At 72.5% G+C, this 20,639-nt stretch carries 16 protein-coding genes; 12 read left to right on the top strand and 4 right to left on the bottom strand.

The window, feature by feature from the left end; all coding sequences use genetic code 11:
• Positions 1–79: 79 nt before the first annotated feature.
• On the top strand, positions 80–457 hold the full coding sequence (locus tag ACZ7G3_RS16905) for an SsgA family sporulation/cell division regulator (protein ID WP_470926315.1): 378 nt from the start codon (positions 80–82) through the stop codon (positions 455–457).
• Between the two features lie 30 nt (positions 458–487).
• On the opposite strand, the gene ACZ7G3_RS16900 is transcribed toward ACZ7G3_RS16905, so the two are convergent.
• Both ACZ7G3_RS16900 and ACZ7G3_RS16895 read right to left on the bottom strand, forming a co-directional pair.
• Positions 488–2,158 carry a penicillin-binding transpeptidase domain-containing protein gene (locus ACZ7G3_RS16900; protein ID WP_470926313.1) on the bottom strand — a complete coding sequence of 557 codons (1,671 nt, stop codon included), beginning with the start codon at positions 2,156–2,158 and terminating at the stop codon, positions 488–490.
• A gap of 120 nt (positions 2,159–2,278) precedes the next feature.
• Entirely contained in the window at positions 2,279–3,898 is a 1,620-nt protein-coding gene (locus tag ACZ7G3_RS16895) for a penicillin-binding transpeptidase domain-containing protein (RefSeq protein WP_426596620.1), read from the bottom strand.
• A 315-nt stretch (positions 3,899–4,213) separates the two neighbouring features.
• Between ACZ7G3_RS16895 and ACZ7G3_RS16890 the strand changes: the two genes are divergently transcribed.
• Complete coding sequence (locus ACZ7G3_RS16890; RefSeq protein WP_426596619.1) at positions 4,214–4,555, top strand: hypothetical protein; 342 nt, start codon at positions 4,214–4,216, stop codon at positions 4,553–4,555.
• A 157-nt stretch (positions 4,556–4,712) separates the two neighbouring features.
• On the opposite strand, the gene ACZ7G3_RS16885 is transcribed toward ACZ7G3_RS16890, so the two are convergent.
• Positions 4,713–6,458: a dolichyl-phosphate-mannose--protein mannosyltransferase gene (locus ACZ7G3_RS16885; RefSeq protein ID WP_470926310.1), complete on the bottom strand. Its 1,746-nt coding sequence runs from the start codon at positions 6,456–6,458 to the stop codon at positions 4,713–4,715.
• Between the two features lie 161 nt (positions 6,459–6,619).
• Between ACZ7G3_RS16885 and rsmI the strand changes: the two genes are divergently transcribed.
• From rsmI to ACZ7G3_RS16855, 6 genes are all read left to right on the top strand, one after another.
• Positions 6,620–7,468: a 16S rRNA (cytidine(1402)-2'-O)-methyltransferase gene (gene rsmI / locus ACZ7G3_RS16880; protein ID WP_470926308.1), complete on the top strand. Its 849-nt coding sequence runs from the start codon at positions 6,620–6,622 to the stop codon at positions 7,466–7,468.
• Positions 7,469–7,710: 242 nt separating this feature from the next.
• Positions 7,711–8,163: a hypothetical protein gene (locus tag ACZ7G3_RS16875; protein WP_470926459.1), complete on the top strand. Its 453-nt coding sequence runs from the start codon at positions 7,711–7,713 to the stop codon at positions 8,161–8,163.
• A 39-nt stretch (positions 8,164–8,202) separates the two neighbouring features.
• On the top strand, positions 8,203–9,126 hold the full coding sequence (locus ACZ7G3_RS16870; protein WP_470926306.1) for a TatD family hydrolase: 924 nt from the start codon (positions 8,203–8,205) through the stop codon (positions 9,124–9,126).
• 97 nt (positions 9,127–9,223) lie between these two features.
• Positions 9,224–10,588, top strand: coding sequence for a ubiquitin-like domain-containing protein (locus ACZ7G3_RS16865; RefSeq protein WP_470926304.1), 1,365 nt, complete (start codon positions 9,224–9,226; stop codon positions 10,586–10,588).
• 247 nt (positions 10,589–10,835) lie between these two features.
• Complete coding sequence (gene rsmA, locus ACZ7G3_RS16860) at positions 10,836–11,726, top strand: 16S rRNA (adenine(1518)-N(6)/adenine(1519)-N(6))-dimethyltransferase RsmA (RefSeq protein ID WP_470926302.1); 891 nt, start codon at positions 10,836–10,838, stop codon at positions 11,724–11,726.
• A 7-nt stretch (positions 11,727–11,733) separates the two neighbouring features.
• The gene (locus ACZ7G3_RS16855; RefSeq protein ID WP_470926300.1) at positions 11,734–12,630 is read left to right on the top strand and encodes a 4-(cytidine 5'-diphospho)-2-C-methyl-D-erythritol kinase; all 897 of its coding nucleotides are present in this window, start codon (positions 11,734–11,736) and stop codon (positions 12,628–12,630) included.
• Between the two features lie 15 nt (positions 12,631–12,645).
• Here ACZ7G3_RS16855 and ACZ7G3_RS16850 read toward each other — a convergent pair whose 3' ends face one another.
• Entirely contained in the window at positions 12,646–13,245 is a 600-nt protein-coding gene (locus ACZ7G3_RS16850; protein WP_470926298.1) for a Uma2 family endonuclease, read from the bottom strand.
• Positions 13,246–13,400: 155 nt separating this feature from the next.
• Between ACZ7G3_RS16850 and ACZ7G3_RS16845 the strand changes: the two genes are divergently transcribed.
• From ACZ7G3_RS16845 to ACZ7G3_RS16830, 4 genes are all read left to right on the top strand, one after another.
• Positions 13,401–15,215 carry an ABC-F family ATP-binding cassette domain-containing protein gene (locus ACZ7G3_RS16845; RefSeq protein WP_470926296.1) on the top strand — a complete coding sequence of 605 codons (1,815 nt, stop codon included), beginning with the start codon at positions 13,401–13,403 and terminating at the stop codon, positions 15,213–15,215.
• Between the two features lie 269 nt (positions 15,216–15,484).
• Entirely contained in the window at positions 15,485–17,290 is a 1,806-nt protein-coding gene (locus ACZ7G3_RS16840) for an outer membrane protein assembly factor BamB family protein (protein ID WP_470926294.1), read from the top strand.
• A gap of 115 nt (positions 17,291–17,405) precedes the next feature.
• Positions 17,406–19,307, top strand: a complete 1,902-nt coding sequence (locus ACZ7G3_RS16835) for an outer membrane protein assembly factor BamB family protein (RefSeq protein WP_470926292.1) — start codon at positions 17,406–17,408, stop codon at positions 19,305–19,307.
• A gap of 251 nt (positions 19,308–19,558) precedes the next feature.
• Positions 19,559–20,233, top strand: coding sequence for a helix-turn-helix transcriptional regulator (locus tag ACZ7G3_RS16830; protein WP_470926290.1), 675 nt, complete (start codon positions 19,559–19,561; stop codon positions 20,231–20,233).
• Positions 20,234–20,639: the final 406 nt, after the last annotated feature.

Genomic DNA, 20,639 nt, shown 5'->3' with positions numbered 1-20,639 from the left:
AATATGGGACATTGGAGTAGGTGGCGTACGGGGTGGGCGCACAGCCTTCGCAGACGTGGTGAGCGTAAGGGGCGATCCGATGTCCGTAGTCGAACAGTACGCACGAGCCCACATCCTGACGGACGCGGACCTCCCGGACGAGGACGGCGCAGGGGCCATACCCGTCGTGCTGCGCTACGACCCGGACCGCGACCCGCGGACCGTCCGCGTCGGGCTGCCCGCGCCGGGCCGCGGTCCCGGCTTCCGCGAGTGGGCCTTCTCCCGGGCACTGCTGGAACAGGGCCTGCGCGCGCCCGCCGGGACCGGCGCGGTGCGGGTGTGGCCGTGCGGGCGGGTGCAGGTCGTCGTCGAGTTCCACACCCCGCAGGGCTGCTCGGTGGTCCAGTTCGAGATGAAGGCGCTCATCCGGTTCCTGCGCCGGACCTACACGGCGGTGGCACAGCCGGTGGCCCACTGAGCCACCGGCCGTACCTGCGGGCGCCGCGCGTCAGCCGGCGTTCTTCAGCAGCGCCGCGACGATCGGTCCCGCGGACTCGCTGCCGTGGCCGCCCTGCTGGACGACGCCCGCCGCCGCCAGGTCGCCCCGGTACGCGGTGAACCAGCCGTTGGGCTGCTCCTGGCCGTCGACCTCCGCCGAGCCGGTCTTCGCCCCCGCGTCACCGCTCACGCCGGCCATCGCCTCCGCCGCGGTGCCGTACGCCGCCGTGTAGGACATCAGCTCGCGCAGCTGCGCCAGAGTGGACGCGGACATCGTGCGGGAGGCGGTGGCGAACTCGCGGCCGTCGACCGACCGGGCGACCAGGTAGGGCTGGTGGAAGCGGCCCGACTTCACGGTCGCCGACACGGACGCCATGTTCAGCGGGTTCATCCGCACCCCGCCCTGGCCGATGAGGGAGGCGGCCATCGGGGCCGCGCTCTGCACCGGCACCGAGCCGTCGAAGGTGGGCACGCCGACGGACCAGTTGTTCATCGACAGGCCGAACACCTCCTTCGCCTGCCTGGTCAGGTCGTCGTTCTCCAGCTTCGGGGCCTGGCTGATGAAGGCCGTGTTGCAGGAGCGGGCGAAGCTCGCCTTGAACGTGCCGTTCCTGATCTCGAACTCGTCGTCGTTCTGGAACTTCCAGCCGCCGTAGGCGAAGTACTTCGGGCAGGGGTGCTGCTTGTCCATCGACGCCAGGTTCTTCTCGATCAGCATCGAGGCGGTGATGACCTTCATCGTGGAGCCGGGGGCCAGCGACCCCTGGAAGGCGGTGTTGAAGCCGTGGCCGCCGTTGGCGACCGCGAGGATCTCACCGGTGGAGGCGCGCAGCAGGACCACCGACGCCCGTGCCTTGCCGGCGACCTGCTTCTCGGCGGCGGCCTGCAGGGCGGGGTCCAGGGTCGTCTTCACGGTGCCGGGAGTTCCCTCGCTCAGCTCCAGCAGCGTCTTGTCCGAGGCCTTGGCCGCCTTCGACTCCTTCCCCCGGACCGCGCGCAGTTCGATGCCGGGGGTGCCGCCGGCCTTCTTGCCGTACTTCTCGCGCAGGCCGTCCAGCACGGTGCCGAGCGACGGGTACTTCGCGGCGGTGATCTCCGCGCCGTCCCGGTCCAGTGCCTTGACCGGCGGGGTGCCGGCCTCCCCGGTGACCAGCTTGTCGCCGTCCCTCAGGTCCGGATGGACGACGGAGGCGTGCCAGTCGACGCGCGGTTCGCCGTCTCCGGCCCGGCGGACGACGGTCAGCGCGCTGTCGTACGCCAGCGGCTCGGCCGTCTGCCCGTGGGCGACGGTGGCCTTCACGGAGAACGGGACCTTCTGCCCGGCCGGGGTGCCCGGGGTGAGCGTGACGTCCTTGGCGCGGGCGTCCTTGGTGTAGCCGGTGAGCAGCGCCTTCGCGGCCTCGGCGTCGTCGGTCGCGGCGGCCGCCCCGGCGACGTCGCCCTGCTGCCAGGCGGTGAGGAACCGCTGGGCCGTCGAGGTGACCTCGGCCGCCGTGAGGGGGCCCGACTTCACCTTCTTCCCGGCCGCCGCGGACGTCGTCCGCGCGGTGTCCTCGGCACCGGCGCCGCCGTACACCGCGTAGGCGCCGAATCCGGCGCCGGCCACGACCACGGCGGCCACACTGCCGATCACGGCGGGTTTCGTCTTCCGCCGCTCGCCGGCGGCCCTTCTGCTGCCCACTGCGTCCTGTTCCTCCGCGCGCTGCCCGTTGTCGACGGGGCCGGCGGTGCCCTCGTTGCTTCACGCTTTCCAACGACGGCGACCACCCTAGGGTCTTCCGACCGGCCCGGCCGACCGGATTCAGCCTCCCGCGCGCAACACGTCCGCCACGATCGGGCCGGCCGCGTCGCCGCCGTGGCCGCCCTCCTCGGTCATGGCCGCCGCCGCGATGTCGCCCCGGAAGCCGGTGAACCAGCTGTTGGACGTGGTCTGCCCGTCGACCTCGGCCGATCCGGTCTTGGCGCCGATGTCGCCGCCGCCGAGCCCGGACATGGCCTCGGCGCCGGTGCCCTGGGTCGCGGTGAGCCGCATCATCTGCTTGAGCTGGGCGGCGGTGCTCTGCGGCAGGCCCTTGGCGGTGGCGAGCTTCCGGCCGTCCAGGTCGGGCGAGACCAGGTAGGGCTGGCGGAACTCGCCGGTGATGGCGGTCGCCGTCACGGACGCCATGTTCAGCGGGTTCATCTGGACCTGGCCCTGGCCGATGGCGTTCGCCGCGCGGTCCGGGCCGCTCACGGCGGGGACCTCGCCGTCGAAGGAGACGATGCCGGTCTGCCAGTCGTCGCGCCCCAGCCCGAAGCGCTCCTCGGCCTCCGTCGTCAGCGAGGCGTCGGTGAGCGGCTTCTCGTCGATGAGCTTGATGAAGCCCGTGTTGCAGGACCGCATGAAGGTGTTGGCGAGGGTGGCGCCCTCGTTGGGCTCCATACCGGTGAGGTTCTTGAAGGTCTGGCCCTGCCAGATCGCCGTGTCCGGGCAGGGTGCCGGGTCGTTCATCGAGGTCACGCCGTTGTCGATGAGCATCGCCGCGGTGATGATCTTCATGGTGGAGCCGGGGGCGACCTTCCCCTGGAAGGCCGCGTTGAAGCCGTCCGCGCGGTTGTTCGCCACGGCCAGCACCTCGCCGGTGCTCGGCTCGACGGCCACCACGGACGACTCGCCGTAGCGCTTCACCGCCTTCTCGGCCGCCGCCTGCACGCTCGCGCTGAGCGTCGTCTCCAGCTTGCCGGGCTTTCCCTCGGTCAGGGTCAGCAGCGGGGTGTCCGGCCCGCCGCCGTTCCCGTGCCGGACCACCAGCTCCACGCCGGGGGTGCCGCCCGCCTTGTCGCCGTACTTCTCCCGGAGCGTGGCGAGGACCGGGCCGAGGGAGGGGTACTTCTCCTTGGTCAGCACGGCGCCGTCGCGGCCGACCGCCTGGATCTGCGGGGTCGTCGACTCCCCGGTGACCAGGGTGTCGCTGTCCTTCAGGTCCGGGTGGACGACGGACGGCCGCCAGTCGACCAGCGCGCGTCCGCTGGTCTCGCCGCGCACCACCGTCAGCTCGCTCTTGTACGTCAGCGGCTTGGACACGCCCTCGTACGACACCTTCGCCGTCACGGTGAACGGCACGGCGGTGCCGGTCGCCGTGCCGGGCGTGATCTCGACGTCCGTGATGTGCGCTTCCTCGCCGTAGGACGTCAGCATCGTCCCGGCGACCGCGGAGTTGTTCGTGTGGGACGCCGCCTCCGTCGCGTCGCCCTTCTCCCAGGCCGTGAAGAACTTCTCCGCCGTCTCCTCGACCTCGTCGCCGCTCGGCGGCCCGCTCTTGGCCGACGTTCCGGAGCCGCCGTCCAGTGCCGACACCACGTTGTAGGTGCCGTACCCGGCCCCGCCCACCATCACGGCGAACACGCCGCCTATGACGGCGGCCTTCACCCCCTTGCGCATCGCGCCTTTCCCTCCCGTGGGTGCCTTTTGTGACGTTTTCTGAACGCGTTCAGAAAACGTGGTCGCCTCCGAAACTGTATGCGGGGCACGGGGCGGGAGGTGCGGGGGTGACGCAATCGTTAGCGTGGCGAACGGCGTACGGCAACGGCGCACGGCAGGGGCGGGGCCCCCGAGCCGTACCGGCGTCCGTGCCGGCCTCCGTCCCGCCGGGTCGCCCACCTCCCCGGCCGGGTGAACCTCACGGCATGCGCTGCCCGAATGCGCGTGCTATGTCTGGGTTGTAAGACTGCACGGCACAAGGGTGCGGAGGACGAAATGGCAGACGCGGCTTTCGCCAAGCTTTTGTTCCTGGAAGCGCAAAGAGTCCAGGACCCGGACGGTGCGGACGAGATCGTCATCAGTAGAGGTGACGGCGGTGTATTCGAGAAAATAAGGCTGCGCAAAGGGGATGTGTTCGAGTTCGACGAGCGGTTCGTTCCGTTCGTCAACCAGGCGCCGATCGACATTCTTCTGCACGAAGTGAACGAGGCGACCGGCCAGGCCGCCTTCGTCGGAGGGGCGAAGATCATCCCCTCCGAGGTGGGCCTCGGAGAACGGAAGCAGGCGATCGGCGCACTGTCCCTGTCTCTGTACGAGCTGACGTACAAGGTCCTGTGACAGCCGGCCACCCCTTGGCGGGTCGTGTCGGCCCGGCAGGGGATGCCGGTCGCGGTAGCGGTGGACGGTACCGGCTACCGGCTACCGGCTACCGGGTACCGGGTCCGACGCCGACCGCGCAGCGCCGTTCGCCGCGCTGTCGGGGGCATCTGACCGGCTAGACCCACGTATCGAGCCACATCCGCGACCGCCAGTCCTCCATCGGGATCGCCGTCCCCGTGTACAGCGGCCAGAAGTAGATGAAGTTCCAGGCGATCAGCAGCACCAGCACGCCCGCGCCCGTCGCCCCCGCGACCCGCCGGGCGTCGCCGCAGCCCGGCCGGCCCACGATCGCCCCCAGCAGCATCGCCACCGCCAGGCACAGGAACGGCAGGAAGACGACGGCGTAGAAGAGGAAGATCGTGCGCTCCTGGTAGAAGAACCAGGGCAGATAGCCGGCCACGATGCCGCAGGCGACGGCGCCCGCGCGCCAGTCGCGGCGGAAGGCCCAGCGCCACAGCACGTACAGCAGGGCGAAGACGCCCACCCACCACAGCAGCGGCGTGCCGAGCGCCAGCACCTCGCGGGCGCACTTCCCGCCCGCGTCGGCCGGGCAGCCGTCCGAACCGGCCGCCGGCGACTCGTAGAAGTAGGAGACCGGACGGCCCAGGACGATCCAGCTCCACGGGTTCGACTGGTAGGTGTGCGGCGAGGTGAGGTGGGTGTGGAACTCGAGGACCTGCGACTCGTAGTGCCACAGGCTGCGCCACCAGTCCGGGAAGAGCCAGGACCAGGCGCTGTCCTTGCCGTCGTTCGCGGCCCAGTCGCGGTAGTAGCCGCCGGTTCCGTCGGCGGGGGAGAGGATCCAGCCCAGCCAGGACAGGACGTACGTGACGAGCGCGACCGGCACCGTCGACAGGAACGCCCAGCCCAGGTCGTACCGCAGCACCGCCAGCCGCGGCCGGTGGGCGCCCGCGACCCGGCGGGTGCCGACGTCCCACAGCACGGCCATCACGCAGAAGGCCGCCATGATGTACAGGCCGTTCCACTTGGTGGCCGCGGCCAGGCCCAGCATCAGCCCCGCCGCCAGCCGCCACGGACGCCACCCGAACCGGAACGTCTCGGCGAGGTGCGCGTCCGGCCGGACCCGGCCGTCGGCGTCCACCGGCAGCGCGGCGGCGAGTCTGCGGCGGGCCCAGTCGCGGTCGGCGACCAGGCAGCCGAAGGCCGCCAGCACGAAGAACATCAGCACGCTGTCCAGCAGCGCGGTGCGGCTCATCACGAAGTGCAGCCCGTCCACCGCCATCAGCGCGCCCGCCAGGCACCCCAGGAACGTGGAGCGGAACAGCCGGCGCCCGATCCGGCACAGCAGCAGCACCGACAGCGTGCCGAGCAGCGCCGTCATGAACCGCCAGCCGAACGGGTCGAACCCGAACAGCAGCTCGCCCAGCCCGATGACGTACTTGCCGACCGGCGGATGCACGACGTACGCCGCGTCCGTCGGGATCGGAACGTCGCCGCCCGAGTTCAGGATCAGGTCGTTGGCGTTCTTGTCCCAGTTGACCTCGAAACCGCGGTGGATCAGCGCCCAGGCGTCCTTGGCGTAGTACGTCTCGTCGAATATCACCGCCTTCGGGCTGCCCAGGTTCCAGAACCGCAGCACACCCGCGAGCAGTGCCACCAGCAGCGGTCCGCCCCAGGCCGACCAGCGCACGATCCGGTCGGCGAGCGGCTTCGACAGGCCGAGGAAGACCCACATGCGCGGACCGGGCCGGGTGTACGGCGGCACCAGCCGGTCGCGGACGTCGTCGGCCGCGGACGGTGCCGTGTAGCCGAAGCGGCGCAGCCGCTGCTGCCAGGCGGGCCGCCGGTCGGGCGGGGCCTGGTCCTGCCGGGTGTCCGTGGAGGACGCGGTACTGGTCACCGCGCCATCGTAGGGAACCGTGCTGTGCACGTCCCGCGCATGCCCCGGACCGGTCGGACGCGTCCCCGTTCGTCCGCCACCGGGAGGGAGTCCGTCCGCCGCCGGAAGGGCCTCCCTCCTCGCCTTGGAGGATGCCCGTCCGCTCCTGGGAGGATGGGGGTGTGACTGGAACCCTTGTACTGGCTGGCACCCCCATCGGCGACGTCCGGGACGCCCCGCCGCGGCTCGCCGAGGAACTGGCCGGCGCCGACGTCGTCGCGGCCGAGGACACCCGGCGGCTGCGCCGGCTCACCCAGGCGCTCGGCGTCACCCCCAAGGGGCGTGTCGTGTCGTACTTCGAGGGCAACGAGTCCGCCCGCACGCCCGAGCTCGTCGAGGAGCTGGCGGGCGGCGCGCGGGTGCTGCTGGTGACCGACGCCGGGATGCCGTCGGTGTCCGACCCCGGCTACCGGCTGGTCGCCGCGGCCGTCGAGCGGGACGTCCGGGTCACCGCCGTGCCCGGCCCGTCCGCCGTGCTCACCGCGCTCGCCCTGTCCGGGCTGCCGGTCGACCGGTTCTGCTTCGAGGGCTTCCTGCCGCGCAAGGCCGGCGAGCGGCTCTTCCGGCTGCGCGAGGTCGCCGGCGAGCGCCGGACCCTCGTCTACTTCGAGGCCCCGCACCGCCTCGACGACACCCTCGCCGCCATGGCCGAGGTCTTCGGCACCGACCGGCGGGCCGCCGTCTGCAGGGAACTGACCAAGACGTACGAGGAGGTCAGGCGCGGCCCCCTCGGGGAACTCGCCGAGTGGGCCGCCGAGGGCGTACGCGGCGAGATCACCGTCGTCGTCGAGGGCGCGCCGGACACCGGGCCCGAGGAGGTCGGCGCCGAGGAACTGGTGCGCAGGGTGCGGGTGCGCGAGGAGGCCGGGGAGCGGCGCAAGGAGGCGATCGCCGCGGTGGCCGCGCAGGTGGGCGTGCCCAAGCGGGAGGTGTTCGACGCGGTGGTGGCGGCGAAGAACGCGGGGGCCTGACGGCCGGGGCTCATCGGAACCGACCGGGATCCGGTCGAGGCCTGGCCGGGGTCTGGTCGGGGCCGGATCAGGAGCCTGATCCGGCCACGTTTGACTCGTTCCTGACCTCCCCGCCTTTGTGTCAAGGGCACCCCAAATCGGCTCAAACACTCGGCAGATCCGGTGCGTTCCCGTCGGCGGAGGAGTCCACTGGAGCAAGGAGCGGGCGGAACGGCCAGCGAACCGAAGGAGCCGGGATGAGCATGAGTGAGAGCGCGGCACGGACCGGACTGCGCGCCGGCGCCACCGCCGTCGTCCACGAGTCGTACTCCTTCGCCTGCATGCGCTGCGGCAACGGCTGGGAGCAGGCCTTCGAGATCGAGCACCACAAGGACGGCGCCGGTCAGGAGTTCGTGCTCTACGTCGTGGACGGCCGTGTCGTGCCCTCCCCGCTGACCCGGCCGACCTGCGCCGGCTGCGACAACCACGTCGTGCGGATCATGCGGCCGGGGCGGGTCGCCTCGGCGCGCGGCACCGGGCCCGGACAGCAGCACCGGGTGCCGCCGGCCGGGCCGCTGGAGGTACCGGTGGTTCCGGGGTCCACGGGGTCCACGGGGTTCACGGGGTCCACCGGGCCCTCGGCGGAGCGTCGGCACCGGCACTGGCACTTCGGCGACGTCCTGCACGCCCTCCACCTCCACCGCCGGGCGGGCTGACCCCGCCGGGGCCCGCGGGGCCTTTCGTAGGATCGGGGTATGCCTTCGAACGCCTCCTCGGGCCGGTCCGACAAGAACGACGCGCCCCCGCTCCCCGAACCCCTGCGGGTGCCGGTCGCCGACTCCCACACCCACCTCGACATGCAGTCGGGCACCGTGGAGGAAGGCCTCGCCAAGGCCGCGTCGGCGGGTGTAACCACGGTCGTCCAGGTCGGCTGCGACCTCGCGGGCTCCCGCTGGGCGGCCGAGACGGCGGCGGCGCACGACGCCGTGCACGCCACCGTCGCCCTGCACCCCAACGAGGCGCCGCGCATCGTGCACGGAGACCCTGGGGGCACCTCCCAGCCCCCTGGGGCTGGGGGAGGATGGTCCCGGCAGGGGGCGCGCGGGCCCGGCGGGGACGCGGCGCTCGACGAGGCGCTGGCCGAGATCGACCGGCTGGCCGCGCTGCCCCAGGTCAAGGGCGTCGGCGAGACGGGCCTCGACTACTTCCGCACCGGCCCGGAGGGCAAGGAGGCCCAGGAGAGGTCCTTCCGCGCCCACATCGAGATCGCCAAGCGGCACGGCAAGGCCCTGGTCATCCACGACCGCGACGCCCACGCCGACGTCCTGCGCGTCCTCAAGGAGGAGGGCGCCCCCGAGCGCACCGTCTTCCACTGCTACTCCGGCGACGCGGAGATGGCCGAGATCTGCGCCCGCGCCGGGTACTACATGTCCTTCGCCGGCAACGTCACCTTCAAGAACGCCCAGAACCTGCGCGACGCCCTCGCCGTGGCCCCGCTGGAACTGGTCCTCGTGGAGACCGACGCGCCGTTCCTGACACCGGTGCCCTACCGGGGGCGGCCCAACGCGCCCTACCTGATCCCGGTCACGGTGCGCGCCATGGCCGGCGTGCGGGGCGTCGACGAGGACACGCTGGCGACCGCCCTGGCGGCGAACACCGCCCGCGCCTTCGATTACTGAGCGGCGACTCGCCACGCAGCGTAGTCGCTCCGCTTTGGATAGTGACGACCGCTCCGCTAGGTTCTGGGGCCCGAGCCGGACCCTGGAGCGTGTCGGTGTGAGCAGAACGCAGTTCTCGGCCTTCGAGGCCCACCAGATCGGCGCGTCGCACGCACCGTACGACGTGCACAGCGCGCCGACCCCGGCGTACGGCGACGGCGGCTACCGGTCCGCCCGCGAGGTGACCGGGTCCCCGCCGCCCCGGCAGGGCGCCGCGCGGGCCCCGGCTCCCGCGCCGACCCCCGCCCCGGCTCCCTCGCCGGGCGCGGCTCCCGCACCCGGCGAGGGGCGGGCCGCGCGCCGGCGCCGGGAGCGGTACGCCGGGCGCGGGGACGGCTCCCTGCGCCGACTGCTGCCGCGCGCGCTGGTCCTGGCGTTCCTCGCGGGCGGCACCACCGCCTTCGTCGCCAAGGACAAGGCCGTCGAGCTGACCGTCGACGGCACACCCCGCACGCTGCACACCTTCGCCGACGACGTGACCGAGCTGCTCGCGGAGGAGGGTGTCGAGGTGGGCACCCACGACGTGATCGTGCCCGCGCCCGCCACCCCGCTGACCAGCGGTGAGGAGGTCGCCGTGCACTACGGGCGGCCCGTCCTGCTCACCCTCGACGGCCGCCGGCGCCAGGTGTGGACGACCGCGGAGACGGTGGAGGGGGCGCTGAGGCGGCTCGGCGTGCGCACGGAGGGCGCGTACCTGTCCACCGAGGGCTCCCGGCGCATCGGACGGGAGGGCCTCACCCTGAACGTGCGGACCGAGCGGGTGGTGACCGTCATGGCGGACGGCCGGGCCCGCACCATCCGCACCAACGCGGCGACCGTGCGCGAGGCCGTCGAGGAGGCCGGGGTCACCCTGCGCGGCCAGGACACCACGTCCGTCCCGGCGACCGGCTTCCCCCGCGACGGGCAGACCGTCACGGTGCTGCGGATCACCGGCTCCGAGGAGGTCCGCGAGGACCCGATCCCGTTCGCCGTGCGCAGGGTCGAGGACTCCTCCCTCTACCGGGGCACCGAGGTCGTCCAGCAGGCGGGCCTGCCCGGGCTGCGGCGGACCACGTACGCGCTGCGCACCGTCAACGGCGTCCGGGGCAAGCCGCGCCGGCTGCGCACCGAGGTGGTGCGTGAACCGAGGACGCAGATCGTGCTGGTCGGCACGCGCGCCCGGCCGAAGTCCGTGCGGGGCGCCGACCACCTGAACTGGGAAGGCCTGGCCGCGTGCGAGTCGGGCGGGCGCCCGGACGCCGTCGACCCCTCGGGGACGTACGGGGGCCTCTACCAGTTCGACACCCACACCTGGCACAGCCTCGGCGGCGAGGGGCGGCCGGAGGACGCGCCGGCCGAGGAGCAGACGTACCGCGCGAAGAAGCTGTACGTACGCGGGGGCGCCGACTCCTGGCCGCACTGCGGGGCACGGCTGCGGGAGTGACCGGCGGTGCCCCCACGGCGGCACCGCGCCCCCCACGGCGGCACCGCGCCCCCCACGGCGGCACCGCGCCCCTCCGCGGCGACACCGCGCCCCTCCGCGGCGGCACCGCGGCACCCCCCCCGGCGGCGACGCCCCGGCACCCCCTGGGGCGTCACCCCGGCCCCCGCCGTGACGCCCCGGCACCCCCCGTCGGCCCCGACGCCTCCGCGCTCCTCGGCGCCTCCGCGCCCCCGGCTACCCTTGCGGGGTGAGCAGCCCCACCCCCGACGCCCTCCTGGGTCCCGCCGACGTCCGCGAACTCGCGGCAGCCCTCGGCGTACGCCCCACCAAGCAGCGCGGCCAGAACTTCGTCATCGACGCGAACACGGTCCGCCGTATCGTCCGCACCGCCGACGTACGCCCCGACGACGTGGTGGTCGAGGTGGGACCGGGTCTCGGCTCGCTCACCCTGGCCCTGCTGGAGGCCGCCGACCGGGTCACCGCCGTCGAGATCGACGACGTGCTCGCCGGCGCCCTCCCCGCCACCGTCGCCGCCCGGATGCCGGAGCGCGCCGGCCGTTTCGCGCTGGTCCACTCCGACGCGATGCACGTGACCGAGCTGCCGGGCCCCGCCCCGACCGCGCTGGTCGCCAACCTGCCGTACAACGTGGCCGTGCCCGTCCTCCTGCACATGCTCGACACCTTCCCGACCATCGAGCGCACCCTCGTCATGGTGCAGGCCGAGGTCGCCGACCGGCTCGCCGCCGGACCCGGCAACAAGGTGTACGGCGTGCCGTCCGTGAAGGCCAACTGGTACGCCGAGGTCAAGCGGGCCGGCTCCATCGGCCGCAACGTCTTCTGGCCCGCGCCCAACGTCGACAGCGGCCTCGTGTCACTCGTCCGGCGGGCCGAGCCGCTGAAGACCACCGCGTCCAGGCGCGAGGTCTTCGCCGTCGTCGACGCCGCGTTCGCCCAGCGCCGCAAGACCCTGCGGGCCGCCCTCGCCGGATGGGCCGGCTCCGCGGCGGCCGCCGAGGCCGCCCTCGTCGCCGCGGGCGTGTCGCCCCAGGCGCGCGGAGAGGCGCTGACCGTGGAAGAGTTCGCGCATATCGCCGAGCGTCGTGACGCCGAGCGTCATGACGCCGAACACGAGGAGTGACGAGCACGTGAGCGTGACGGTCCGCGTCCCCGCCAAGGTCAACGTCCAGCTCGCGGTCGGCGCCGCCCGCCCCGACGGCTTCCACGACCTGGCCAACGTCTTCCTCGCCGTCTCCCTGTACGACGAGATCACCGCGACCCCGGCCGACGGCGGACTCCGCGTCACCTGCGAGGGCCCGGACGCCGACCAGGTCCCCCTCGACCGGACCAACCTCGCCGCCCGCGCCGCACTCGCCCTCGCCGAGCGCTACGGCCGCGAGCCCGACGTGCACCTGCACATCGCCAAGGACATCCCCGTCGCCGGCGGCATGGCGGGCGGCAGCGCGGACTGCGCGGGCGCGCTGGTCGCTTGCGACGCCCTGTGGGGCACCGGCGCCTCGCGCGCCGAGCTGCTCGCGATCTGCGCCGAGCTGGGCAGTGACGTGCCGTTCAGCCTGGTCGGCGGGGCCGCGCTCGGCACCGGGCGGGGCGAGAAGCTGACGGAGCTGGAGGTCGGCGGCGACTTCCACTGGGTGTTCGCGATGGCGTCGCGCGGACTGTCCACGCCGGCCGTCTTCCGCGAGTTCGACCGGCTGGGGGAGGGCCTGGACATTCCGGAGCCGGTCGCCGCGCAGTCCGTGCTCGACGCCCTCGCCAAGGGCGACCCGGCCGCGCTCGCCGTCGCCGTCACCAACGACCTCCAGCCGGCCGCGCTGTCCCTCTTCCCCGAACTGTCCGACACCCTCGCGGCGGGGCGGGCGGCGGGCGCGCTGGCGGCCCTGGTCTCGGGCTCGGGGCCGACGACGGCCTTCCTCGCGGCCGACGCCAGGTCGGCGTCCGACATCGCCGGGGTGCTGCGGGCGTCGGGGACGTGCCGCGACGTGCGTACGGCGGTGGGGGCGGCGGCGGGGGCGACGGTGGTCTGAGGGGCTTGGCCGGGGTCAGAGCTCGTCGATGGCGGTCAGATCGATGTCGATGGAGTAGGGCTTGTCGACCTTGATCCGTTCACGGTGCATGCCCATGTGTACATAGGCGCCGGTCATCGGATCGAGTTCGTATACGTGGATGATGGGCCTGCCGCCTGATCCGCCCTGCTCGACGCGCCAGAAGCTCGCGATTCCCGCAGCCGCGTACTTCTGCGGCTTCGTCGTGCGGTCACGCGATTCCGAATCCGGGGAGACGACCTCAATGGCGAGGAGGACGTCCTTCGCCGCATAGCTCGTCTGGCCCGGTCCGGTGATGGCGTCGGTTCGGATGACGCTCACATCGGGCTCGGGGCCGTTGCGCTGATCGAGGATGATGGTCATCTCTCGTTTGACCCTGAAACCCGGCGGCACGAACTGCCGAAGGCCACTGACCAGAAGGTCGATCGCGTCGGCGTGAAAAGCGCGCTGCGGACTCACGAAAACCAGGCTCCCGTCGATCAACTCGGTGTGCGGCGGGAGATCAGGCAGTGTGAACAGGTCGTCCACGGTGTAACCGTCCACGGGCGGCATCGGCCACTGCTGGCGGCGACGGTGCTCTACGGGCTCGGCGGTCATGGTTCCTCCCATGGACGGGATCCTGCTGCCTGCTCCCCACCGTAGCCGGACGGTCCGACATGCGTCACCACGAAGAGTGACGACCCTCGTCCGCGTCACCCCACCCCCCGAAGGGCCTACGCTTGAAGGCTGATCGTCCCCCAGTCAGGAGAGAAATGGCCGTCAACCTGGTCAATGTCGAGAACGTCAGCAAGGTGTACGGCACCCGTGCACTCCTCGACGGCGTGTCCCTCGGCGTCTCCGAAGGGGACCGCATCGGTGTCGTCGGGCGGAACGGCGACGGCAAGACCACCATGATCCGGATGCTCGCCAGGCTGGAGGAGCCGGACACCGGCCGGGTCACCCACTCCGGCGGGCTGCGCCTCGGCGTCCTCACCCAGCACGACTCCCTCGACCCCGCCGCCACCGTCCGCCACGAGGTCATCGGCGACCTCGCCGACCACGAGTGGGCGGGCAACGCCAAGATCAGGGACGTACTGACGGGGCTGTTCGGCGGGCTCGACATGCCGGGCTTCCCGCAGGGCCTGGACACCGTCATCGGGCCGCTCTCCGGTGGTGAGCGGCGCCGGATCGCGCTCGCCAAGCTGCTCATCGACGAGCAGGACCTGATCGTCCTCGACGAGCCCACCAACCACCTCGACGTCGAGGGCATCGCCTGGCTCGCCCAGCACCTGCGCGAGCGGCGCTCCGCCCTCGTGTGCGTGACCCACGACCGGTGGTTCCTCGACCAGGTCTGCACCCGCATGTGGGACGTGCAGCGCGGCGACGTCTTCGAGTACGAGGGCGGCTACTCCGACTACGTCTTCGCCCGTGCGGAGCGCGAGCGCATCGCCGCCACCGAGGAGACCAAGCGGCAGAACCTCGTCCGCAAGGAACTGGCCTGGCTGCGGCGCGGCGCCCCCGCCCGCACCTCCAAGCCGCGCTTCCGGGTCGAGGCCGCCAACGAGCTGATCGCGGACGTGCCGCCGCCCCGGGACAGCAGCGAGCTGATGAAGTTCGCGTCGTCCCGGCTCGGCAAGACCGTGTTCGACCTGGAGGACGTGACCGTCCAGGCCGGTCCCAAGGTGCTGCTCAAGCACGTCACCTGGCAGCTCGGCCCCGGCGACCGCATCGGCCTCGTCGGCGTCAACGGCGCCGGCAAGACCTCCCTGCTGCGGGACCTCGCGAACGCCGCGTTCAGCGACGGGGAGCAGCAGCCCGCGGGCGGGCACGTCAAGGTCGGCAGGACCGTCAAGCTGGCCTACCTCTCCCAGGAGGTCGCCGAGCTCGACCCCACCTGGCGGGTGCTGGAGGCCGTGCAGCGCGTCCGTGAGCGCGTCGACCTCGGCAAGGGCCGCGAGATGACCGCCGGGCAGCTGTGCGAGACGTTCGGCTTCGGCAAGGAGAAGCAGTGGACGCCGGTCGGTGACCTGTCCGGCGGTGAGCGGCGGCGGCTCCAACTGCTCCGCCTCCTCATGGACGAGCCCAACGTCCTCTTCCTCGACGAGCCCACCAACGACCTCGACATCGAGACCCTGACCCAGCTGGAGGACGTGCTCGACGGCTGGCCCGGGTCGATGATCGTCATCTCCCACGACCGGTTCTTCGTCGAGCGCACCACCGACCGGGTCTTCGCCCTCCTCGGCGACGGCGCCCTGCGGATGCTGCCGCGCGGCATCGACGAGTACCTGGAGCGGCGGAAGCGGATGGAGGAGGCCGCCGCGGCCAACGCCCCGGCCCCGGCGGCGAAGCCGGCCGCGGAGGTGCCCGAGAAGAGCGCCGCCGACGTGCGTGCCGCCAAGAAGGAACTGCAGAAGATCGAACGGCAGCTGGACAAGGTCTCCGAGAAGGAGGCCAAGCTGCACGCGCGGATCGCCGAGAACGCCACCGACTTCGCGAAGGTGGCCGAACTGGACACCGAGCTGCGCGAACTGGCCGGTCAGCGCGAGGAGCTGGAGATGCGTTGGCTGGAACTGGCGGAGGACGCCTGACCCTTCGCAGGCGGGGCGCGCGACGCGTGAAGGGGGCGTGCTGTGCTTTCCGGGGGGATCCCCCCGGGCCCGCCAACGCGTAACAGAGGCATCACGGGCCGGTCCTCCCTTGGGTACAGGGGAGGGCGCGGCCCGGTGTGCCGTCCGGCCCGGGTGATAGAAAGGCCGTCCGAGAACTGTCTGAGTGATTGCCGTTTCGACGACTCCGGGGGCCGGCGCGTACCTCGGATCGTGGCTAGAAATCAGTAGCTATAAGGGGGAACGCGCTGATGAGCCAGCCGCCCAACCAGCCGCCGCAGCCGGGTGGCTTCGGAGCACCGCAGGATCCACCGCCGGGAGGCTTCGGGGCACCGACCCCGCCGCCCCCGCAGGGCCCGCCGTCCGGTCCGCCGCCGCAGCCGGGGTACGGCTACCCGCAGCAGGCGCCGTCGCAGCCGGGGTACGGCTACCCGCAGCAGCCGCAGCCGGGACAGCCCGGTCAGCCGGGACCGTACGCGCAGCCCGGTCCGTACGGCTCAGGGCCGTACGCCCAGCCGCAGCAGCCGGGCCCGTACGGCGGGCAGCCCGGTTACGGCTATCCGCAGCCGCAGTTCCCGGGCGCCCCCGGCACCCCGCCGCCCGGCGGCTCAGGGTCCCGCAACCCCTTCAAGGGCAAGCCCGCCCTCGCCGTGGGCGCCGCCGTCGCGGCCCTGCTCGTCATCGGCGGCGGCGTGTGGGCGGTCACCGCGAACAGCGGCGGCGACAAGGACAAGAAGCCCGTCGCCGGCAAGAGCGACGACCCCAAGCCCTCCGGCTCCGGCGACGCCCCGGTCGACCCCGGTGACGGCCGCGGTGACGGCGGCGAGGACCCCGAGGACCTCAACGAGGGCCGCCAGGCCGGCGAGTCCAAGGTGCTCTGGTACAAGGAGGCGCCCGACGCCCCCGGATCAGGCGCCGACGCCCCCGGCATGTGGATCACCGACAAGACCGTGGTGAAGGCGGCGTACAAGCAGCTCGTCGCGTACAACGTCGGTGACGGCAAGCCCTCTTGGGAGCCGATCACCTTCCCGGAGAGGATCTGCGCCGTCACCCCGGAGAAGACGGCCGCCGACAAGATCGTCGTCGTCCACATGAGCGGCTCCAGCGACCGCGCCAAGTGCAACCAGATGCAGGAGATCGACCTCGCCACCGGAGCGAAGGGCTGGAAGGGGGAGGTCGAGGACGGCGAACTCTTCGACACCACCCTCTCCGTCGAGCTGAACGTCAGCGGCAACATCCTGATGGTCGGCCGCTCCCAGTCCGGCTCCGCCTACGACGTCACCAGCGGCAAGAAGCTCTACGACAAGAAGCGGTACGGCGACGCCTGCTTCCCCGCCGGCTTCGCGACCGGACCGAAGACGATCGTCCAGGTCGCCTCCTGCGGCGCCGGCGGCAACAACGAGCACGACGAGGTACAGGGCCTCGACCCGAAGACCGGCAAGGTCCTGTGGACCTACAAGTACGGGAAGGGCTGGCGGGTCGAGCGCACCTACTCCGTCGACCCGCTCGTCGTCTACGCCACCAACGAGGACAAGAAGGTCTGGAACATCTCCACCTTCACCGCCAAGGGCACGGTCCTCCAACAGGTCGGCGTCGACGAGGACTTCGCCCCCGAGTGCGGCTGGGCCATCCTCGACCGCGACCTCCAGGGCTGTGCGGGCGTCGTCGTCGCCGCGGGCACGCTCTACCTGCCGACCGAGGCGACCGGAGGCGCCAACGAGATCGTCGCGATCGACCTCGCCTCCGGCAAGGAGAAGTGGCGCGCGAAGTCCCCCGCGGACGAGACGATGATTCCGATGAAGACCGAGGGCGACCAGCTCATCGCCTACGTGCAGCCCTCCTACGACGCGGGCGGCCAGATCGTGTCGATCGCGACCGGCGGCAGCAGCCACACGCCGGCCAAGCTGATGCAGAACCCGCAGGGCGTGGCGGACATCGAGGGCGACTTCTACTCCAAGGACATCGACTGGGTCGACGGGCGGTTCTACATCTCCACCACCCGCCTGACCGGAAACGACGAATCGAAGGAGAAGTTGATGCTCGCCTTCGGCAAGTGACCTTCTTCGCCCGCTCCTTCAGCTTCGCCGGCTCCGCCCGTCCGGTGCGCTCCGTCCGCTCCGGCGGGTCCGCCCGGCCGTCCCCGTCGTCCCCGTTCCCCGAGGTACTCACGTCATGACCCAGCCGCCGCCCCCGCCGTCCCACCAGCCCCCGCAGGGGGGAGGGTTCGGCCCGCCGCAGAACGAACCGCCGCAGCCGCCGGCCCCGCCCGCGGGCGGGGCGCCGAGCCCCGGCGGGTCCCCCGCGCCGGGCTACGGGTACCCGCAGACGCCGCCGCAGGCGCCCGCGGTGCCACCGACCCCGCCGACGGGGTCGCCGCAGCCGGGGTACGGATATCCGCAGGCCCCGCCGCAGCCCCAGCCCGGGTACGGCTATCCCGGCCAGCAGCCCGGCCCGTACGGGCAGCCGCAGCCGCAGCAGCCCGGGCCCTACGGGCAGCCGACGCCGCCGTACGGCCAGCCGGGGCAGCCCGGTCACCCGGGGCAGCCCGGCTACGGCTACCCGCAGGCGACCGTGCCGATGCAGGCTCAGGCCGGCGCGCCGGGCGGCGGCCGGAAGATCAACGCGCAGATGGCGATCATCGTGTCGGCCGTCGTGGCGATCGCGCTGATCATCGGCGGCGGTGTCTGGTACGCGGGCTCCGCCGGCAAGGACGACGACAAGAACGACACCGCGAGCTCCTCCGGCGGCAACGGCGGTGAGGGCGGCACCGACGAGAAGGGCGGCGGGGGCGGCACGTCCTCCGGGGGCGAGGAGAAGGTGCCCGCCGACCCCGCCTCCAAGGTGCTCTTCCAGGTCCCCGCGCCCGCGGTGAGCAAGGAGGACGACAGCGTCGACGTCTCCGGCTCGTGGCTCACCGAGAAGGTGTACGCCAAGAGCGGCATCGCCGAGATCGTCGGCTACGACCCCGACAAGGGCAGCAAGAAGTGGACGATCAAGCTCGCCGGCCCCGTCTGCACGGCCGGCCGGCACGTCACCGACGACAACAAGACGGTCATCGTCCACCAGCCCGCCATGCCGACCAAGGCGGAGCGCTCGCACGGCTGCTCCCAGGTCGCGCTGATCGACCTGGACGCGGGCAGGACGCTGTGGACGAAGACCGCCGGTGACCAGCCGATCTCCTTCAACAACGTCACCATCAGCGGAGGCACCGTCGCCGCCGGCAGCAATGACGGCGGCGTCGCCTGGGACATCGCCAAGGGCACCGTCCTGTGGTCCCCGAAGACGACCGACACCTGCCAGGACGCGGGCTACGGCGGCGGCGAGAAGCTGGTCGCGGTGCGCAGGTGCGGCACGTACGACGCCCAGGAGCTGAAGATCCAGACCATCGACCCGAAGAGCGGGAAGGTGATCTCCGAGTACCCGATGGCCAAGGGCATCGAGTACGCGAGCATCGTGTCGACGAACCCGCTGGTCGTCGCCGCCGACGTCGGCAAGTCCGCCGGCGACGGCAGCGGCATCTCGGACTTCTTCTCCATCGACAACAAGACCGGCAAGCTGCGCGCCCGCATCCTGGCGCCGGGCGATCAGTTCGCGGCCGAGTGCGACGGCATCACGGAGGTCGAGCACTGCTCGGGCCTCGCGGTCGGCAACGACCGGCTCTACATCCCGACGGAGGAGCACGAGAGCGGCGGCGAGTCGTACAGCCGTACCAACGAGATCGTTGCCTTCGACCTGGCCACCGGGAAGCAGACCGGGCAGCGCGCCGACGCCGGCGTCGACTACACGATCACCCCGCTCCGCATGGACGGTGCCAACGTGATCGCGTACAAGCGCCCGCCGTACGACAAGGGCGGCCAGATCGTGAGCATCGACGGGGGGACCTTCAAGCAGACCAAGCTGCTGGAGAACCCGGCGACCGAGGCGGTGCGGGACGTGGAGGCCGGCATGTCGCCGGAGTACTCCGAGATCCTCTACTCGCAGGGGCACCTGTACATGGCGGAGGTGTACGCCAGTGAGCCCACCAGCCCCGACGAGAAGGAGTACCTGGTGATCGCGTTCGGTACCAGCGGCTGAAATCGCCGAGTCCGCCGAGTCCGCTCGGCGCTCCGACGGACCCCCGCGGCCCCGTTCCTGTTCAGGGACGGGGCCGTATTGCGGGGGATTTCGGCGATCCGGGGCAGTTATCACCGGTAGGGGCAGCGCGACGTCGGACTAGCGTGTAGCTTCCGGGGGCATGGAGGGCGGGGTCGGGGCGGGACCGCGGGCGGGGAGCAGCGGGCCTTCGCAGGCCGTGCCGGGGGTCTGGGTGACTGGGGGGTTGCTCTATGGGAGTACGGCTCATGGTGGTCGACGATCACCGATTGCTCGCCGAGGCGCTGGCCTCGGCGCTGAAGCTGCGGGGGCACCGGGTGCTCGCCGCGGCGGCGCCGGCCGCGGGTGCGGCGGAGCTGGTGATCAGCCGGGCGCCGGAGGTGTGCCTGCTGGGAACGGCGACACCGGCCGAGCCGGGGATGTTCGATCCGGTGGTGCGGATCAAGCGGGAGCGTCCGCAGGTGGCGGTGCTGGTCCTGGGACCGGTGCCGAACCCTCGCGGGATCGCGGCGGCGTTCGCGGCGGGCGCCTCGGGGTACGTCCGGCACGACGAGCGGATCGAGGGCGTCGAGCGGTCGATCATGAAGGCGCGGGCCGGGGAGGTGGCGGTGGCGCCGTCGCTGTTGCAGGGCGCCTTCGGTGAGCTGCTGAATCCGGCGGCCCAGCCCGACGACGAGGGGCAGCGGCTGCTGCAGATGCTGACGCCCCGGGAGGTGGAGGTCCTGGTCAGGGTCGCCGAGGGGGACGACACGCGCCTGATCGCGGCGGGTATGGGGATCGCCCCGTCCACGGCGCGTACGCACGTCCAGCGCGTGCTGATGAAGCTCGGCGTGGGCTCCCGCCTGGAGGCGGCGGCACTGGCGGCGCGGACGGGGCTGCTGGACCGGGCGGGTGCCTCCGGCGGTTGAGCGGGTGGGGGGCGCCTCCGGCGGTCGAGCGGGTGGGGGCGTGCGGCGGGTTGAGCGGGTGGGGTGCCTGCGGCGGTTGAGGGGGCGGGATGCCTGCGGCGGCCTGTGCGGGTCCGGTGGGGTGCGCGTAGCGCGGTCGGTTGTGTGGGCGGCGGGGCCGCGCCGGGGGGTGTCCGTCCTCCGAACGGCGCGGAATCGGTCACTTGAAGAGGGGTGGGGCGTTGACGCGCCAACCGCTGCGGGCGGACACCTCCGACACGGCCCCTTCCCGCCGTACGCGGCTGTCCGGCCGCGCGGGGTGCGCCGTTCCGCCAAGGGTGTGGGGTGGGGCCGGCGGTATCCCGGCGGCCCCACCCCACGTCCCCGGCGCCGGTCCCGGGGCCCGCGTCCCTCCGTCGGCCTCCCC

It is taken from the genome of Streptomyces sp. NPDC037271, assembly GCF_055603605.1.
The sequence above is the reverse complement of the archived record's forward strand: the minus strand, read 5'-3'. Positions and strand labels throughout refer to the sequence as shown.

Bases quoted from the DNA above. Each gene is read 5' to 3' on its own strand.
- ACZ7G3_RS16905 (WP_470926315.1), top strand. From the start codon at position 80: ATGTCCGTAGTCGAACAGTACGCACGAGCCCACATCCTGACGGACGCG.
- ACZ7G3_RS16895 (WP_426596620.1), bottom strand. From the start codon at position 3,898: ATGCGCAAGGGGGTGAAGGCCGCCGTCATAGGCGGCGTGTTCGCCGTG.
- ACZ7G3_RS16890 (WP_426596619.1), top strand. From the start codon at position 4,214: ATGGCAGACGCGGCTTTCGCCAAGCTTTTGTTCCTGGAAGCGCAAAGA.
- ACZ7G3_RS16875 (WP_470926459.1), top strand. From the start codon at position 7,711: ATGAGTGAGAGCGCGGCACGGACCGGACTGCGCGCCGGCGCCACCGCC.
- ACZ7G3_RS16870 (WP_470926306.1), top strand. From the start codon at position 8,203: ATGCCTTCGAACGCCTCCTCGGGCCGGTCCGACAAGAACGACGCGCCC.
- ACZ7G3_RS16850 (WP_470926298.1), bottom strand. From the start codon at position 13,245: ATGACCGCCGAGCCCGTAGAGCACCGTCGCCGCCAGCAGTGGCCGATG.
- ACZ7G3_RS16845 (WP_470926296.1), top strand. From the start codon at position 13,401: ATGGCCGTCAACCTGGTCAATGTCGAGAACGTCAGCAAGGTGTACGGC.
- ACZ7G3_RS16840 (WP_470926294.1), top strand. From the start codon at position 15,485: ATGAGCCAGCCGCCCAACCAGCCGCCGCAGCCGGGTGGCTTCGGAGCA.
- ACZ7G3_RS16835 (WP_470926292.1), top strand. From the start codon at position 17,406: ATGACCCAGCCGCCGCCCCCGCCGTCCCACCAGCCCCCGCAGGGGGGA.
- ACZ7G3_RS16830 (WP_470926290.1), top strand. From the start codon at position 19,559: ATGGGAGTACGGCTCATGGTGGTCGACGATCACCGATTGCTCGCCGAG.